Consider the following 15,494-nt stretch of genomic DNA (forward strand, 5'->3'; position numbering starts at 1 on the left):
GCTTTTTTATGCAGTTTGCGTTACTGCGACTGAGCACTATCCGTAAAAACCGACCTCGCGCTGGTGTCGGATGGCGAGAATCAGGACGGCATCCTGCTCCGCTTCATAGCTGTAGAGGGCGATATATCCGGTTTTCGCATGCGAAATGACGAGTTCACGCAGATCGTGTTCTGCCAGGCGACCGATGAGTGGGTGCCGGACGAGCACCTGCACCGCCTCGTCAATCAAATCGAGTGTCTCAAGCTGTGCGTTGACGCCTTCGGGCGCAAGAAAATCACCGATCCGTTCAAGGTCAGCCAGCGCACGACTGGAATAGCTTATTCTCGCCATGGCTTCTTGGCGGGCCTGCCAACTTGACCATCCTGCAGACGCTGGCGAAGGTAGGTCCGTACCTCCTCGGCCGGATGGCCTTCGCCATTTTCCAGCATCTCTGTTCTTGCTTGGCGCGCCTGCGCAACGAAGGTCGCGCGCTGCTCAACAGCGTGGGAAGCCTGGCGGATTGCGTCCACCATGAATGCGTGGGGACTGATTCCGAGCTCTTGAGCAGCGTTGGCTGCGCGCTTTTTGAGTTCATCGGGGAGCTTGAGTGATGTTGTCGACATGGTAGGCGTCATTTTTATGTGGTGCTACTAAGGTAGCACCTTCGTGGCCGGGTTTCAAGACGTTAGGCAAGACCGTCGCTACAATGTCGTCATGCAGATTGCAACTCCCGCCACTCTCATCGGCTTGGCGCCGGTACTCGACGCCGGCGTACGCATCCTCGTGCTGGGTAGCTTTCCTGGCGCCGCTTCACTAGCCGCAGGACAGTATTACGCCCATCCGCGTAACCAGTTCTGGCGCCTAATTTCCAGCGTCGTGGACGAGGATCTGGCAGCGCTGCCTTACGCCGAACGCTTGTCTCGACTGCTGGAGCATGGTGTCGGCCTGTGGGACGTGCTGGGAGAATGTGAGCGTGTTGGCAGCCTGGATTCGGCAATTCGAAAGCCGGCTGCCAATGACTTTGACCGCCTGCGTGAGTTATGCCCCATTCTGGACACGGTTGGCTTCAATGGTCAGGCATCCGGGAAGTTTGCGCCTCAGTTTGCCGCTGCCGGATATCGCACCGTTGTCCTACCATCAAGCTCGCCCGCGCACATGGCAATGTCGTTCGAGCAAAAATATGAAATCTGGCGCAGGCTGCACAGCGATGAATAGCACACATAGGGAACCTCTAACCGTGATTTGATCTTGCAGTAGCCAATTCATGCGTCCGAAATTGCAAAGACAAAAGAATATGTACAAACTAATGTTTTTTGCAAATGGAGAGGCCATGTATATATTGGACGAAGGTCGTGCTGCGTTCCTGGATTTTCTGCGTAATCTGACGCCGCAAGTGTTGCTGCTCTCCTTAGCCTTGGTTATTGGAGCCAAGTTGAATTTCGATAAAGTCGATGTGGGAAATTGGCTTCACACACTCATTTTCCTGTCGATCGTCATCACTGCAGTGTTAGCCGGATGTGCCAATACGACGCTCTTTATAAGCAAATTCGCTCCGTTGCAACAATTGCGCCATGACACGCATTTTGTTGGACCACGTTATCCCGAGAGCTTGAAAACGTTCAGAGCCTATGTTTGGAGCAGAAAAAAAGATTTACTGGAATTAGTATTTATCGTGCTGCTAGTGGAATTAAGCATCGTCGCAATCTTCATTCATTCTATATTTGCGGCATCCAAGATGTCGCTGTAGTGAAGGTGCAGGTGTGTTGGCAGAGCGATTCATTGCAGCCGCGTCCCCGTCGTGGCCACCTTTCGCAAATACGCCAGCTTGGCCGAATACACCTCGCGCATATCCCCGCGCGTGCTGTGATCGACCGCCAGCGCGATCTGCTCGCGCGCATCGCCCAGGTGCCCGAGCTTGAGATGCGCGATCCCCAGCCAGAATCTGAACTCGTCGTTGTACGGCGCCCGTTTCACCTCGCGCGCGAAGTGCGTCACGGCCTGGTCGAAATCGCCGGCCTTGAGCGCCACCATGCCCTGGTCGAAGTAGTGATAGGGCGGCGTCGGCTCGATCGCCGCGATCCGTTTGGCCAGTGCCTGCGCCTCTTGCGGCCGGCCCAGCGCGAGCAATAGCGGCTCGAGGTTGCGCAGCACCGCCAGGTTTTCCGGCTCTTGCACGAGTGCGGCCTGGAAGGTGCGTTCGGCCAGCGCCAGCTCGCCGCGGCGCTGGTAGATCACAGCCAGGGTGTTGAGCGTGCCTGCCTTTCCCGGCCGGGCCTCGACCGAGGCCCGCGCCCACCAGTAGGCATCGTCGACGCTGCCCAGCACCAGCGCTTCGGCCGCGCGGTTGTTCAGGTACAGGGCGACGATGTCCTGTTCGTCCAGCTCGCGGGTGCGGAACTTCGCTGCGTCCTCGCGCGGGATGAAATCGACGACCAGCATTCGCTCGGGGCTATAGCCACCTAGGGTATCCGTGAGGCGCTGTCCCAGGCCGATATTGATGTGGGCACTGGCCAGGTAGAGCCCCGCGGTTCGGCTCCAGCTGCTGTCGACGTCCACGCTCTGGAAGTGCACCGGCATGCCGAGCTCCTTGGCGAAGGCGGCGGTCATGATCACCAGTGACAGGCAGTTGCCCATGCGCGCGGCGTAGGTCTCGCTGGCCGTGCGCGTGATCCGGGATTCGTATTCGAGCTTGAGGTCGGTCTTGCTGTAGAGCGCCTCGACCAGGCCGTGGCGCATGCCCTTGGCGCGCAGCAGGTGGCGGAAGGACGGACTCCCGAGATAGGCGCGCATCTCGGGCGTGAGCGTAAACAGTTCACTGGCGCCGACCGGTTCGGATGGCGGCGCGAAGCGCTCATCGGCGAACAGCGCAGGTGGTGGCGCAGGGGAGGGAGCGGTGCTGGCGCAACCGCCCAGCAGCAAGGACAGCGACAGCCATCCGATGGCGAGGGTTTTCATGTCTCCTCCCTGTACGCGCGGGTATTTACATCCCAGTATCCGCTTGCGTCAGGCAGAAGTAAAGCGCGTCAATCCTCGTGGAAGGCTTCCAGCAATTCGTCCAGGATCTCGGCGGTTTCTTCGTCCGACAAACCGAGATAGGCGCAGGCCGCAGCGCCGCCCTTGTTCCACTCGTTCGACTCGGCGTGGCCCTGGTAGCGGCAGATCGCGTTCTCGGCCAGCAGCGACAGCGCCACCAGCGAGCGCACCGGCGCGGCGGTGGATGCGTCGTCGATCACGGCGTAGTCGTGGTGGTGCAGGATGGCCCAGGAGACGTGGTCCGACAGGCCCCAGTTACGCGCCAGCAGGCAGCCGACGGCGGCGTGGCTGGTGTCGTGGCGCTCGACTTCGAGCGCCGTGAAGGGGCGGACGGCTTCGAGCGAGGCCGCGCCATAGGTGACGTTGTAATCCTTGAAACGCTCCATCAAGAGCGGCACGCCGGTGTCGCAGAACAGGCCGAAGGTGTGGGCCACATCCGTCTCGCCCATGCGCAGGCGGCGCGACAGGAACACCATTGCCTGCGCGCGGCGGGTGGAGATGTCCCAGAAGCTGGCCAGGGTCGCGCTATTGGCGGGAATCGCCTGGCGCGCCAGCAGGCCGGTCATCATCGCGGCGACCTGGTTAATGCCCAGGAACAGGATGGCCTGCTCGACCGACTTGGCCTTGCGCCGGCCGCCGTAGATAGCCGAATTGGCAAGTTTCAGGAGCGCGCCGGACATGCCGACGTCGCTCGCGACGATCTTGCCGATCGCGTCCAGCGAGGGATCTTCCGCTGAGAGTTCGCGCTGCAGGTCGGCGAGCAGGCTGGGCCGCGGCGGGATGCGGATCGACTTGATCAGGGCATCGACCTGGTCAATCTGCTGGATGGGCTCGACGACGGTGTTCATGGAAGTTGGAGGCGCGAATATGCTTCGCGGAAATGCGGAGGACCTTGCCACTATACCCGAGTCATTTCGATATTGCAGCATGGCAATGCCATTATCACTCTGTCCTTGTATCAATTTCACCAAAACGGCGGGTCGCGCTGTCCCGCGCTAGAATCGGCGCATGGTGATTTCTACAATTGCAGGGATCGATTTCTCGCAGCCGGCGGAGATCGTCGCGCAGGGGCTGATCGGCGTCACGGTGCTGGTGGACGGTGTCGGCGGGCGTATCGTCGAGACCGAAGCCTACGACCATGAAGACCCGGCCTCGCATGCCTATTCCGGGCCGACCGAGCGCAATGCGTCGATGTTCGGACCGCCCGCGCATGCCTATGTGTACAGGTCGTATGGCATTCACTGGTGCCTGAACTTCGTGTGCCAGGAGGCTGGTCACGGCGCCGGGGTGTTGATCCGTGCGCTGGAGCCGGTGGCGGGGCTGGATGTCATGCGCGTGCGGCGCGACGCGCAGGATGAGCGGCTGTTGTGCTCCGGGCCGGGCAAGCTGTGCCAGGCGCTCGGTGTCACGCGCGCCCATAACGGCATGGCGTTGTCGGAATCGCCATTCGAGCTGCTGCCGGCCGCACCGGGGTTGACGCTCGTGGCGGGGCCGCGCATCGGCATCTCGAAGGCGGTCGACGTGCCGTGGCGCTTCGGGCTGGCCGGCTCGAAGTTCGTGAGCCGGCCGTTCCGCTAGCCGGCAGCAGTTCAGGCGCGGCGCCGCGCAGGTGCTGCGGGCAGGGCGCGCACCGGGCCGCCCCGCATCGCGCTGCCCGCTACGCGCCGTTCTCCCACGCCCTGGAAGCCGGCGTCCGGCGCTTCCTGCGCCACCGCTTCGTGCTGCGCCTCGTCGCTCGAAGCGTCGCCATCGAGGCCGGGCGCGATGCGGAAGATCGCCACCGCTCTGGCCAGGTTGACGGTCTGCTCGTGCAGGCTCTCGGCCGCCGCCGCGGCCTGCTCGACCAGGGCCGCGTTCTGCTGGGTCATGCCGTCCATCTGCCCGACCGCGCGATTGACCTCGGCAATGCCGTCGGCCTGCTCGGTGCTGGCAATGCTGATGCGGCCGATGATATCGTTCACCTGGCGCACCGAGGACACGATGTCGCCCATGCTGGCGCCGGCCTCGCTGACCGAGGCGTTGCCGCGCTCGATGATGCTTACCGAGTCGGCGATCAGGCCCTTGATCTCCTTGGCCGCCGCCGCCGAGCGCTGGGCCAGCGTGCGCACTTCGGACGCCACGACCGCGAAACCGCGACCCTGTTCGCCGGCGCGCGCCGCCTCCACCGCCGCGTTCAGGGCCAGGATATTGGTCTGGAACGAGATGCCGTCGATGACGCCGATGATCTCGACGATCTTGCGCGAGCTGGCCTGGATCGATTCCATCGTCGTCACCGCCTGCTGCACCGCCTGGCCGCCGCGCGAGGCCAGTTGCGCCGCTTCTGCCGCCAGCTCGGAGGCCTGGCGCGCATTGCTGGCATTGTCCTTGACGGCCGTGGTCAGGGTCTCCATGGTGCTGGCGGTCTGCTCGAGCGAGCCGGCCTGCATCTCGGTGCGGGTCGACAGGTCGAGGTTGCCGCTGGCGATTTCCTGCGACGCCGTGTCGATCGAGCGCACCGCATTCATTACGCTGTGCAGGGCGGCGTTCAGGCGTGCGATGGTGTGGTCGAGCGCGCGCGCGGTGTCGTCGATCTCGTCGCGGCCTTTGGCCTGCAAGGGCGGCGCGTCCAGGCGCCCCTCGGCCAGTTCGCCGACCGTGTGCGCGATCGCGTTGATCCCGCCCAGCATCGAGCGGCGCACCAGCATCGTCACCACCAGCGACAGCCCGATCGACAGCAGCACCAGGCCGGCCATGGTCCAGCCCAGGCTGCGAAATTCTACCTTGGCGGCGGCGTGGGCATCCTCGCTCATCTTTTTCTCGAGCTGGGCCAGGCGGGTCAACTCGGCGTCGAGCGCCACGAACTGCTGCTCGGCCGTCTGCATCGAGTTGGTGGCGATCGACTGGTCGACCGATGCCATTTCGATGGTCTCGCCGACCGCCTTGCGGTAGCGCGCCAGCGCCGCCTGCGAGGCTTCGATCGGCGCGCGTTCATTCGCCTCTGCTCCTAGCGCGAACTTGCCCAGCTTGTCGCCGATGGCGGCGTGCTTGCGCCCGATGTCCGCGGTCAGGGCGGTCAGCCGGTTCTGGGCGAAGCTGCCGTTGACCCAGGCCAGCAGCTGGTAGGCGTTGGCGTGCGCGAAGCGCGCCTCGCCGGCGACGTCGGCCACCGCCTGCAGGCGCGCGGCGCGCACCTGCACCATGTGTTCGAGCGAAGCGTTCTGGCGCACCATGCCGTAGTAGGCGGCCGCCGAGAGCAGGGTCAGCAGGACGAGCACGAGTCCCGGGGCCAGCAGCAGTTTCTGGCCGATCCGCAGTTTGTTCAGCATGGGAATCACTCCGCAAGAATGGGCCGCCAGCGCGGCATGCGCGATGGCGGCAGGGCAGGGCTTATTTCTTGTAGATGCCGGCTTCGAGCACCACGTCGTCGACCAGCAGGATATACGTGGTCTTCGGCTCGATCTTGCCGGTGGTCGGATTCTTGTACTGGTAATCGACCCAGCCCTTGCCCTTGGCCGCGGCCAGTTCGATGATTTCGCGCCGGTATTTCTTGCCGTTCGCATCCGGCACGTCGGTCAGGTCCTTGCCGACGATCGATGGGTTGTAGGGGTGGGCGAGCACGATGCCGGTCTTGACGTCGCGCAGGTCGACATACAGCGCGCCCTGGACGAAACTCGGGTCCTTGGCGTTAATAAGCCTCATCATCTCGGCCTTGCCCTTGGCCTTGATCACGGCGGCGCCGCGCTCGGCCATCGCGATGGCGTCCTTCTCGGTCGGCTCGTTGGCCAGGGCGTTGGTGGAGGCCAGCCCCAGGCACAGGGCGGCGGCGGTGGCGATCATCTTCATGGGTGGCTTCCTTTCGTGTAAATGCAAGTAGGATATTTCTCAAGCGCACGCACTAATGTACCGAGCCGTGACCACGCCGGATTGCGTTCGCACAACGGCAGAGGTCGAGGAGCGACCGCGTTGTGTCCATGCCTCATTTATTCCTACCGCGCCAGAGGTTTGTCCTAAACAGGTCACGAGCCAGCAGTCGGATTGATTGATGGCAATTCCTGTTGCATACGGGATCCCTAAGATAGGTGCTTCCCGGCAACTCGCTGCCGGTTCCCCGTCATCTTCCTGGAGAATTCTCGTGACCACGACTGCACCGACGCCCTCCAAGTTCAAGCCGCATACGCGCCAGACCATCGTCACCGCGCGCCAATGGGAATGGCTCACGCCCGAGCTGCAGGAAGCCGTGCAGGTGGTATCCCACGTGCTGCCGTTTCGCACCAATGCCTATGTGATGGATGAGCTGATCGACTGGAAGCGCGTGCCCGACGATCCGATCTACCGCCTGACCTTCCCGCACCGCGACATGCTGCCGGCCCAGGAATACGAGCAGTTGCGCGAACTGGTGCTGGTCAGGAAAGACGACGCCGCGATCGCGCGCCTGGTGCACGACATCCGCATGCGCATGAACCCGCACCCGGCCGGCCAGATGACGCACAATGTGCCGCGCGTGAACGATGCGCCGCTCAGGGGCTTGCAGCACAAGTACAAGGAGACCGTGCTGTTCTTCCCCAGCGCCGGCCAGACCTGCCACGCCTACTGCACCTTCTGCTTCCGCTGGCCGCAGTTCGTCGGCATGGACGACATGAAGTTCGATGCGCGCGAGTGCGGCGAATTGGTGGCTTACCTCAAGATGCATCCGGACGTGACCGATGTCCTGATCACCGGCGGCGATCCGATGATCATGAATACGCGCTCGCTTGCCGAATTCCTCGAGCCGCTGCTGGCGCCAGAACTCGCCCACATCCAGAACATCCGCATCGGCACCAAGTCGGTGGCGTATTGGCCGCAGCGCTTCGTGTCGGACAAGGACAGCGACGACTTGCTGCGGCTGTTCGAGAAGGTGGTCGCGAGCGGGAAGAACCTGGCCATCATGGGCCACTACAACCACGCGGTCGAGATCCGCCAGCCGATCGCCCAGCAGGCGGTCAAGCGCATCGTCGGCACCGGCGCCACCTTGCGCATGCAGGGCCCGCTGATCCGCCACATCAACGAAGACCCGAAGAGCTGGGCCGAGCTGTGGACCACCGGCGTGCGCCTGGGCGCCATTCCCTATTACATGTTCGTCGAGCGCGACACCGGCCCGCGCGACTACTTCGCGCTGCCGCTGGCGCGCGCCCACGAGATCTTCCAGGAGGCGTATTCGATGGTCTCGGGCCTGTCGCGCACCGTGCGCGGGCCGTCGATGAGCGCCTTCCCGGGCAAGGTCGTGATCGACGGCGTGGTGACGATCAACGGCGAAAAGCTGTTCGCGCTGCAGTTCCTGCAGGCGCGCAATCCCGATTGGGTGCGCCGGCCCTTCTTCGCCAAGTTCGACGCCAATGCAACCTGGCTCGATCACCTGAAACCCGCTTTCGGGCGCGACCGCTTCTTCTTCGAGCTGGAAAGCGGCGGCCCGCTGCGCGGCCCCGGCGGCAGGGTGATCCCGCTGGTGCCGGTCGGCCAGCGCGGCGAAGCCCAGGCCGACGCGGCCTGACGCGCCGGCCCGGGTCCGGCGATGCAGCCCGCTAGCGCCATGGCGGCGCCTGGACCCCTGCGCCTGTCCGGCGTGAGGGTATTCTTCTACGTGTTCCTGCCGTTCGCGCTGGGGCACTACCTGTCTTCGCTGCTGCGCAACGTGAACGCGGTGCTGGCCTCGCACCTGGTGGGCGCGCTGGCGCTCACGCCGGGCCAGCTCGGGCTGCTCACCAGCGCCTTCTTCTTCGCCTTCGCCCTGGTCCAGCTGCCGGTCGGGATGGCGCTCGACCGCTACGGTCCGCGCCGGGTGCAGGTGGCGATGCTGCTGCTGGCGTCCGGCGGCGCGCTGCTGTTCGCGCACTGCAGCAGCTTTGCTGGCCTGCTGGCGGCGCGCGCCGTGATGGGCTTCGGCCTGGGGGGCTGCTTCATGGCAGCGGTCAAGGCGATCTCCACCTGGATCGCGCCGAACCGGCTGCCGTCGGTGCACGGCTACCTGATCGCGGTCGGCGGCCTGGGCGCGGCCAGCGCCACCATGCCGGTGCGCGCCGTGCTCGAATACACCGATTGGCGCGGCCTGTTTTGCCTGCTGGCGGCGCTGGTGGCCTGTACCGGCCTGTTGATCGCGCTGCTATACCCGAAGGCCGACGGCCCGGCCGCGCGGCGCGGCGCGCTGCTGCCGGCCCTGCGCGAAGTGTGGGGCGCGCCGAGCTTTCGCGCGGTTGCTTCGCTGGTGCTGATCCCGCATGCGGTGTTCTTTGGCGTGCAGGGCTTGTGGATCGGCCGTTGGTTGTCGGACGTGGGCCGCTTTTCCGAGCCCGCCGTCGCCTATCTGCTCTACCTGGGCATGGCGGCGGTGGTGTTCGGCGCGATCGCGGTCGGCATGGCCACCGAATGGGCGGGGCGGCGCGGCATGCCGCCGCTCGACGTGGCGGCCGCCGGCATCACCTTTTTCGTGCTGGTGCAGGCGGCCATGGTGGTCGGCCATCGGCCGAGCTTCGCGATGCTGTCGGTGATGTTCACGCTGGTAGGCACGATCACCGGCATCGAATACGCGATCGTGGCGCAATCGATGCCGCGCGAGTTGACGGGCCGCGCCGCTACTTTTCTCAACCTGTTGATCTTCATCGGCGCCTTCGTGGTGCAGGCCGGCTTCGGGCTGGTGATCGGGCTGTGGACCCCGGATCTGCTTGGCCGCGCGCCGCCCGAAGCCTACCGCGCCGCGTTTGCCCTGCTGGTGCTGATCCAGCTGCCCGGGCTGTGGCGTTTCGCGCGCCGGCGCACGGCGCCGGATTCGGCAGGGCTTGCTCAGCCGTAACGTGTGAGGCCGCATCCGTTGTCAGATACACTTCTTCCATTCTGTATTCTTGGGGAAAGTCATGCGCCAACCACTTCCGGCCCTGTGCGCAGGCGCCGCCATGCTCGTCTTGGCGGCCTGCGGCGACAAATCGACCTTGCCGATGGGTGCCGACGTCGGTTCGCAGCCGACCTTGAAGGCGCCCAACGAGACCCTGATCCCGACCGTGAACATCGCGCCGGCCAGGGGCTGGCCGTCGAACATGACGCCGACCCCGGCGCCGGGCCTGGCGGTCAATGCCTTCGGCACCGCGCTCGACCATCCGCGCTGGATCTATGTGCTGCCCAACGGCGACGTGCTGGTGGCCGAGTCGAATGCGCCGGAGCGCCCCGCCAAGAAGGGCATCGGCAACTGGGTAACGAGCAAGGTCATGGAGCGCGCCGGCGCCGGCGTGCCGAGCGCGAACCGCATCAGCCTCTTGCGCGACGCGGATGGCGACGGCGTGGCCGAGTTGAAAAGCGTGTTCCTCAAGGACCTGCATTCGCCATTCGGCATGGCGCTGGTGGGCGACTCGCTGTACGTGGCCAATACCGATGCGGTGGTGCGCTTTCCGTACAAGGAAGGCGCGACCGAGATCCTCGACAAGCCGCAGCAGGTGGCGCCGCTACCGGGCGGCCCATTGAACCACCACTGGACCAAGAACATCATCGCCAGCAAGGACGGCAGCAAGTTGTACGCCACCGCGGGCTCGAACAGTAACGTCGCCGAGAACGGCATGGACCAGGAAAAGGACCGCGCCGCGATCCTCGAGATCGATATCGCGAGCGGAAAAACGCGCGTGTTCGCCTCGGGCCTGCGCAATCCCAACGGCATGGCCTGGAATCCGGAAACGGGCGCCTTGTGGACGGTGGTGAACGAGCGCGACCTGATCGGCAGCGACCTGGTGCCCGACTACCTGACCTCGGTGAAGGATGGCGGCTTCTATGGCTGGCCGTACAGCTACTTCGGCAAGAACGTCGACACCCGCGTCAAGCCGCCGCGGCCCGACCTGGTGGAGCAGGCGATCGTGCCGGACTACGCGCTGGGCGCCCACGTGGCGGCGCTGGGCCTGGCCTTCTACGAAGGATCGCTGCTGCCGGCGCATTACAGGAACGGCGCCATCATCGGCAACCACGGTTCCTGGAACCGCAAGCCGCGTTCGGGCTATAACGTGGTGTTCGTGCCGTTCAAGGATGGCCGGCCTGCGGGCAAGCCAGTCGACATGCTGACCGACTTCGTCAACAAGGATGGCGAGGCCCATGGCCGTCCGGTCGGCGTCGCGATCGACCGGAAAGGGGCGGTGCTGGTGGCCGACGACGTCGGCAACGTGATCTGGCGCGTGGTGCCGGATCCCGGCTGATGCGCCGTCAGGCGCAGCCCCTCACCAGCAGGACCGGCATCCCGGTCCATGCGATCGCCACGAAGGCCAGCACCGCGCTGGCCGCCGCCACATAATCCACGAACTCGGTCGACCCTTGCCGCAGGCGCTTGCCGGCGGCGGCGCCGGTCCACGCGCAGGCCAGCATGGCCAGCAGCGTGACGCCGCCCAGCAGCCACGGGTTCGGCCCTTCGGGCCGCCACGCGCCCGGTGTGCACTGGGCGGCCGCCACGATGTAGCTGAAACCGAAGTGCGCGGCCCAGATCAGGAAGGGAAGCGAGGCGCGCGTGGCGCGCCGGAAGAATTGGTCGTCCATGTTCAATCCATCACCAGCAGCAGGCCGCGGATCACCACCATGGCGGTGAGGCCCTGCAGGGTCACGTAATGCCAGATCAGCGCGATATTGTCGCGCGTGGCGCGGTTGTCCGGCTTGACCAGGCCGCGCCAGGCGCGCACGCACAGGTAGGGTGCGGCCAGCAGCAGCACCAACAGCATCACGCCCTGGAAGCCGAGCATGATCGAGATCGACGCATTCCACGCATCGCGGGTAGAGTCCAGGTGCACCAGGCGCCAGCTGTGCACGTCCAGCAGGAAAGCGGCCGTGGTGCAGGCCAGCGCTGCCAGCGTGGTCCAGGCCATGCCGTGGCCCTTCAGGCGCCCGCTGAACCAGACCAGGGCGGAGCCAAGCAGCAGCAGGATGGCCGCGCCGATGGTGTACATTCCGTCCGGCAGCGAGGCGCCCGGCGGCGGGCAGATCTCGAGCCGCATCGAGGTATGGATATAGGTGTAGGCAAAGGACCAGAAGATCCCGTAGATCACGATCAGCATGATGAAGGTGCCCCACCACGAATGCGAGGCCATGCCGCGCGCCCCGATGGGCAGCTCGATGCCGCCGCCGATCGGCGCTTTCACCATATTGACGCTGCGGTCCGATTCCCACAGCCAGCCGATGATGGACGCGATCGCGATGAAGCCGCAGATGAACGCCAGCAGCATCGCCTTCACGGTCAGCAGCAGGAAGAACCCGGCCGTGCCGGCGGCGCCGATCACGGTCAGCCAGCTGTCTCCCGGCAGGATCATCAGGTAGGCCGGGCGGGCAGCGACCGGGCTGGTGGCGATGGTCTCGCGGCGGCCGGTGACGGTATTGGGCAGGTAGTGGCGGCCTTCTTCGACTTCCTTCGACAGGGTCGGCTGGTCCCATAGCGGGTCATCCGAGGTGACGATCGGGATGCTGCGGTTGCCGTAATCCTCGGACGGCAGCCATTCGAGGGTCGCCGCATTCCATGGATTGCCGACCTCCTTCGTTGGGCGGCGCAGGGTGCGGGTGGCGTCGACGATCATCAGCAGGATGCCGAGCGCGAACATGAAGGCGCCGACGGTCGAGACCATATTGAGCCAGTCCCAGCCCATCTCGTGCGAATAGGTATAGACCCGGCGCGGCATGCCGTACAGCCCCGTGAAGTGCATCGGGAAGAAGGTGATGTTGAAACCGCCGAACAGCAGCCAGAAGATCGGCTTGGCCCAGCGCTCCGACATCTGGTTGCCGTTGACGAGCGGCATCCAGTAATAGATCGCGGCGAACACCGGGAACACCATGCCGCCGATCAGCACATAGTGCAGGTGGGCCACGATGAAATAGGTGTCGTGCGCCTGCCAGTCGAACGGGATCACGGCCACCATCACGCCGGTCAGGCCGCCGAGCACGAAGATGAACATGAAGCCGAGCATGAACAGCGTAGGAGCATTCAGCTTGATGCGGCCACTCCATAATGTGGCGATCCAGCCGAACACCTGGATGCCGGTCGGGATCGCGACCGCCATGCTGGCCGCCGAGATCAGGCTCATCTCGAGCACGCCCAGGCCGGCGGTGAACATGTGGTGGGCCCACAGGCCGAAGCTGAAGATGCCCACGCCCACCAGCGCCACCACGATCACGCGCCGTCCCACCAGGCGGTTCTGGGCGATGGTCGGGATCATGGTCGAGATCATGCCGGCCGCCGGCAAGAAGATGATGTAGACCTCGGGGTGGCCGAAGAACCAGAACAGGTGCTGCCAGATCAGCGGATCGCCGCCGCGTTCCGGGTCGAAGATCGGCATATTGAAGGCACGCTCGAGCTCGAGCAAGGCGGTGCCGGCGATCACGGCCGGGAAGGCGATGATGATCATCACGCCCACCACCAGCATCGCCCACGCATACACCGGCATGCGGCGCAGGGTCATGCCCGGCGCACGGGTGAACAGGATGCCGACGATCAGTTCGATCGCGCCGGCGATGGCCGAGATCTCGATGAAGCCGATCCCCAGCAGCCAGAAGTCGGCGTTCAGGCCGGGCGAATACTTCATGCCGGTCAGCGGCGGGTACATGAACCAGCCGCCGTCAGGCGCCAGGCCCCAGAACAGCGTGCAGAAGAAGGCCAGGCCGCCGAAGGCGTAGGCCCAGAAGGCATACGCCGACAGGCGCGGGAAAGGTAGATCGCGCGCGCCGAGCATGTTCGGCAGCAGGTAGACCGCGATCGCCTCGACGATGGGGATCGCGAACAGGAACATCATCACGGTGCCGTGCATCGTGAAGATCTGGTTATAGGTGCTGGCCGCCACCAGGTCGTTGTCCGGCACCGCCAGCTGTACCCGCATGATCAGGGCCAGGATGCCGGCCAGGATGAAGAACAGGATCGCGGTGCCGATGTACAGCAGGCCGATATTGGTGTTGTTGACCGACTTGAAGAAACGCCAGCCGCGCGGGGTTTCCCAGATCTCTTCGAGGCGGGTCAGCTCCAGCGGCGGCCGGGGCAGGGAGTTAGGCAACTCATCGGGTGAATGAGCGTTCAGGGTCGTGTCGCGCGTCGTCATTTCAGGTGCTCGAGGTAGGTGGCCAGCGCGCGCAGGGTTTCGCCGTCCAGGTCTTGTGAAGGCGGCATGAACACGCCCGGCTTGATGGCTTGCGGGTCGGCGATCCAGCCGGCCAGCGTGCCGCGGTGATTGCGCAGGGTGCCGGCCGCGATCTCGCGACGGCTGCCGACGTGGGTCAGGTCGGGACCCAGGCGCGAGGTGTCGGCGATCCTTGCCTGCTCGGAGAATGGCGGTACGTCGGTCACGCCGCGGATTGTATGGCAGGCCTGGCATTGCTGGTCCAGGAAGGCGTCGCGGCCGCGCTGCAGCACCGTGGTGTCGGCCGGCAGCGCGGGCCGGGCCTGGCGCGCCAGCCAGGCGTCGAACTCGGCGCGCGGCAGGGCGATCACGTGGAAGGCCATGCGCGCATGCTGCTCGCCACAGTATTCGGCGCACTGGCCGCGGTAGACGCCCGGCTTGTCGGCGCGCAGGGTCAGGCCGGTGACGCGGCCCGGGATCATGTCGCGCTTGCCGGCCAGGGCCGGCACCCACAGGCTGTGGATCACGTCGGACGCCGTCATGCCGAGGTAGACCGATTCGCCGACCGGGATGTGGATCTCGTTGGCGGTAATGATTTCACGGTTGGTAGTTGGATCGCGGTAGCGCACTTCCCACCACCACATCTTGCCGGTGACCGAGATGGTCAGCGCATCGTGCGAGGTCTGGGGCGCGAGCTGTGCGCTGCGCCAGGTGCTCCAGGCCAGAAGAGCGGTGAGCACCACGACCGGGAAGGCGATGCCGGCGCCAAAGATCCAGATGGCCGGCCGGATCGGCCGCGCCTGGCGCCGCATGGCCAGGGCCAGCAGGGCCATCACGAAGACAAAGATCAGCGTGCCGCCGACGAACAGCACCCAGGTGAACTGGTGGATGATGGCGGCGTCGGCGCCGGCCGGGTGGAGGACGGATTGCAGGTCTTTCATTGGAGCGTGTACATGAAAGCGGCCATATGACGTGCCTCTTCTTCGGAAATGCCGAGCGCCGGCATCAGCGTGCCGGGCTTGACCGCGGGCGGATTGCGCAGGAATCGGATCATGTTCTCGGGCTGGTTCGGGATGCTGCCGGCGATATAGCTCAGGCGGCCCATGTACTGCAGCGAGGGGCCGGCGTCACCGTTCGTGCCCTGCACCTCGGGAATGAAATGGCAGGCAGCGCACTGGTATTGCTGGGTCAGCAGGCGGCCGCGCTCCGGATCGCCGCCGTCGACGCGGGTCGGTTTCTCCTGGCTGCTACAGGCGCTCGCCAGCACCGCGCACAGCAGCATGGCGCTGGCGCGCCATGCAACAGGCAGGCGATCGTAAAGACAGATATTCATGCGCACGGTTGATTTTTCGTGAAAAAGCTGTGGCTTTTATAATACAAGAAATTCGATGTCATTTTTTTAACTGAACGCCCTAG

Annotated in this window: 16 protein-coding genes; 6 read left to right on the top strand and 10 right to left on the bottom strand. The window is 64.9% G+C overall.

Features of this window, described 5'->3' with window-relative positions; genetic code table 11:
- Window positions 1-36: 36 nt before the first annotated feature.
- Together E8M83_RS18095 and E8M83_RS18100 are read right to left on the bottom strand one after the other, a co-directional pair.
- Entirely contained in the window at window positions 37-330 is a 294-nt protein-coding gene (locus E8M83_RS18095) for a type II toxin-antitoxin system RelE/ParE family toxin (protein WP_137174748.1), read from the bottom strand.
- Entirely contained in the window at window positions 318-602 is a 285-nt protein-coding gene (locus E8M83_RS18100) for a CopG family ribbon-helix-helix protein (protein WP_137174749.1), read from the bottom strand. Before E8M83_RS18100 ends, E8M83_RS18095 begins: the two co-directional genes overlap by 13 nt.
- A gap of 91 nt (window positions 603-693) precedes the next feature.
- Between E8M83_RS18100 and E8M83_RS18105 the strand changes: the two genes are divergently transcribed.
- Together E8M83_RS18105 and E8M83_RS18110 are read left to right on the top strand one after the other, a co-directional pair.
- Window positions 694-1,194, top strand: coding sequence for a DNA-deoxyinosine glycosylase (locus E8M83_RS18105; protein WP_137174750.1), 501 nt, complete (start codon window positions 694-696; stop codon window positions 1,192-1,194).
- A gap of 49 nt (window positions 1,195-1,243) precedes the next feature.
- Window positions 1,244-1,726: a hypothetical protein gene (locus E8M83_RS18110; RefSeq protein WP_137174751.1), complete on the top strand. Its 483-nt coding sequence runs from the start codon at window positions 1,244-1,246 to the stop codon at window positions 1,724-1,726.
- 29 nt (window positions 1,727-1,755) lie between these two features.
- Here E8M83_RS18110 and E8M83_RS18115 read toward each other — a convergent pair whose 3' ends face one another.
- Together E8M83_RS18115 and E8M83_RS18120 are read right to left on the bottom strand one after the other, a co-directional pair.
- On the bottom strand, window positions 1,756-2,934 hold the full coding sequence (locus tag E8M83_RS18115; protein WP_137174752.1) for a tetratricopeptide repeat protein: 1,179 nt from the start codon (window positions 2,932-2,934) through the stop codon (window positions 1,756-1,758).
- A 68-nt stretch (window positions 2,935-3,002) separates the two neighbouring features.
- Window positions 3,003-3,860 (bottom strand): HDOD domain-containing protein, encoded by an 858-nt coding sequence (locus tag E8M83_RS18120; protein ID WP_137174753.1) that lies wholly within the window; start codon window positions 3,858-3,860, stop codon window positions 3,003-3,005.
- 160 nt (window positions 3,861-4,020) lie between these two features.
- Between E8M83_RS18120 and E8M83_RS18125 the strand changes: the two genes are divergently transcribed.
- Complete coding sequence (locus E8M83_RS18125; RefSeq protein ID WP_137174754.1) at window positions 4,021-4,590, top strand: DNA-3-methyladenine glycosylase; 570 nt, start codon at window positions 4,021-4,023, stop codon at window positions 4,588-4,590.
- An 11-nt stretch (window positions 4,591-4,601) separates the two neighbouring features.
- On the opposite strand, the gene E8M83_RS18130 is transcribed toward E8M83_RS18125, so the two are convergent.
- Both E8M83_RS18130 and E8M83_RS18135 read right to left on the bottom strand, forming a co-directional pair.
- Entirely contained in the window at window positions 4,602-6,317 is a 1,716-nt protein-coding gene (locus E8M83_RS18130) for a methyl-accepting chemotaxis protein (RefSeq protein ID WP_137174755.1), read from the bottom strand.
- A gap of 61 nt (window positions 6,318-6,378) precedes the next feature.
- Window positions 6,379-6,834 carry a cache domain-containing protein gene (locus E8M83_RS18135; protein ID WP_137174756.1) on the bottom strand — a complete coding sequence of 152 codons (456 nt, stop codon included), beginning with the start codon at window positions 6,832-6,834 and terminating at the stop codon, window positions 6,379-6,381.
- A gap of 289 nt (window positions 6,835-7,123) precedes the next feature.
- On the opposite strand from E8M83_RS18135, the gene E8M83_RS18140 reads away from it, so the two are divergent.
- From E8M83_RS18140 to E8M83_RS18150, 3 genes are all read left to right on the top strand, one after another.
- Window positions 7,124-8,518: a KamA family radical SAM protein gene (locus tag E8M83_RS18140; protein ID WP_137174757.1), complete on the top strand. Its 1,395-nt coding sequence runs from the start codon at window positions 7,124-7,126 to the stop codon at window positions 8,516-8,518.
- A 21-nt stretch (window positions 8,519-8,539) separates the two neighbouring features.
- A complete protein-coding gene (locus E8M83_RS18145; protein ID WP_137174758.1) occupies window positions 8,540-9,814 on the top strand; it encodes an MFS transporter in 1,275 nt (424 codons plus the stop codon).
- Between the two features lie 61 nt (window positions 9,815-9,875).
- Window positions 9,876-11,192, top strand: a complete 1,317-nt coding sequence (locus tag E8M83_RS18150; protein WP_137174759.1) for a sorbosone dehydrogenase family protein — start codon at window positions 9,876-9,878, stop codon at window positions 11,190-11,192.
- 7 nt (window positions 11,193-11,199) lie between these two features.
- Here E8M83_RS18150 and E8M83_RS18155 read toward each other — a convergent pair whose 3' ends face one another.
- Genes E8M83_RS18155 through E8M83_RS18170 form a run of 4 tightly spaced genes read right to left on the bottom strand, consistent with a single transcriptional unit; the run spans window position 11,200 to window position 15,411 of the window.
- Window positions 11,200-11,526, bottom strand: a complete 327-nt coding sequence (locus tag E8M83_RS18155) for a hypothetical protein (RefSeq protein WP_137174760.1) — start codon at window positions 11,524-11,526, stop codon at window positions 11,200-11,202.
- A 2-nt stretch (window positions 11,527-11,528) separates the two neighbouring features.
- On the bottom strand, window positions 11,529-14,060 hold the full coding sequence (gene ctaD, locus E8M83_RS18160) for a cytochrome c oxidase subunit I (RefSeq protein ID WP_170976852.1): 2,532 nt from the start codon (window positions 14,058-14,060) through the stop codon (window positions 11,529-11,531).
- On the bottom strand, window positions 14,057-15,019 hold the full coding sequence (gene coxB, locus E8M83_RS18165) for a cytochrome c oxidase subunit II (RefSeq protein ID WP_137174761.1): 963 nt from the start codon (window positions 15,017-15,019) through the stop codon (window positions 14,057-14,059). The genes ctaD and coxB overlap by 4 nt, the downstream gene beginning before the upstream one ends.
- On the bottom strand, window positions 15,016-15,411 hold the full coding sequence (locus E8M83_RS18170; protein WP_229491639.1) for a cytochrome c family protein: 396 nt from the start codon (window positions 15,409-15,411) through the stop codon (window positions 15,016-15,018). The genes coxB and E8M83_RS18170 overlap by 4 nt, the downstream gene beginning before the upstream one ends.
- Window positions 15,412-15,494: the final 83 nt, after the last annotated feature.

This window comes from Massilia sp. HP4, from assembly GCF_005222695.1.
Lineage (GTDB): Bacteria > Pseudomonadota > Gammaproteobacteria > Burkholderiales > Burkholderiaceae_D > Telluria.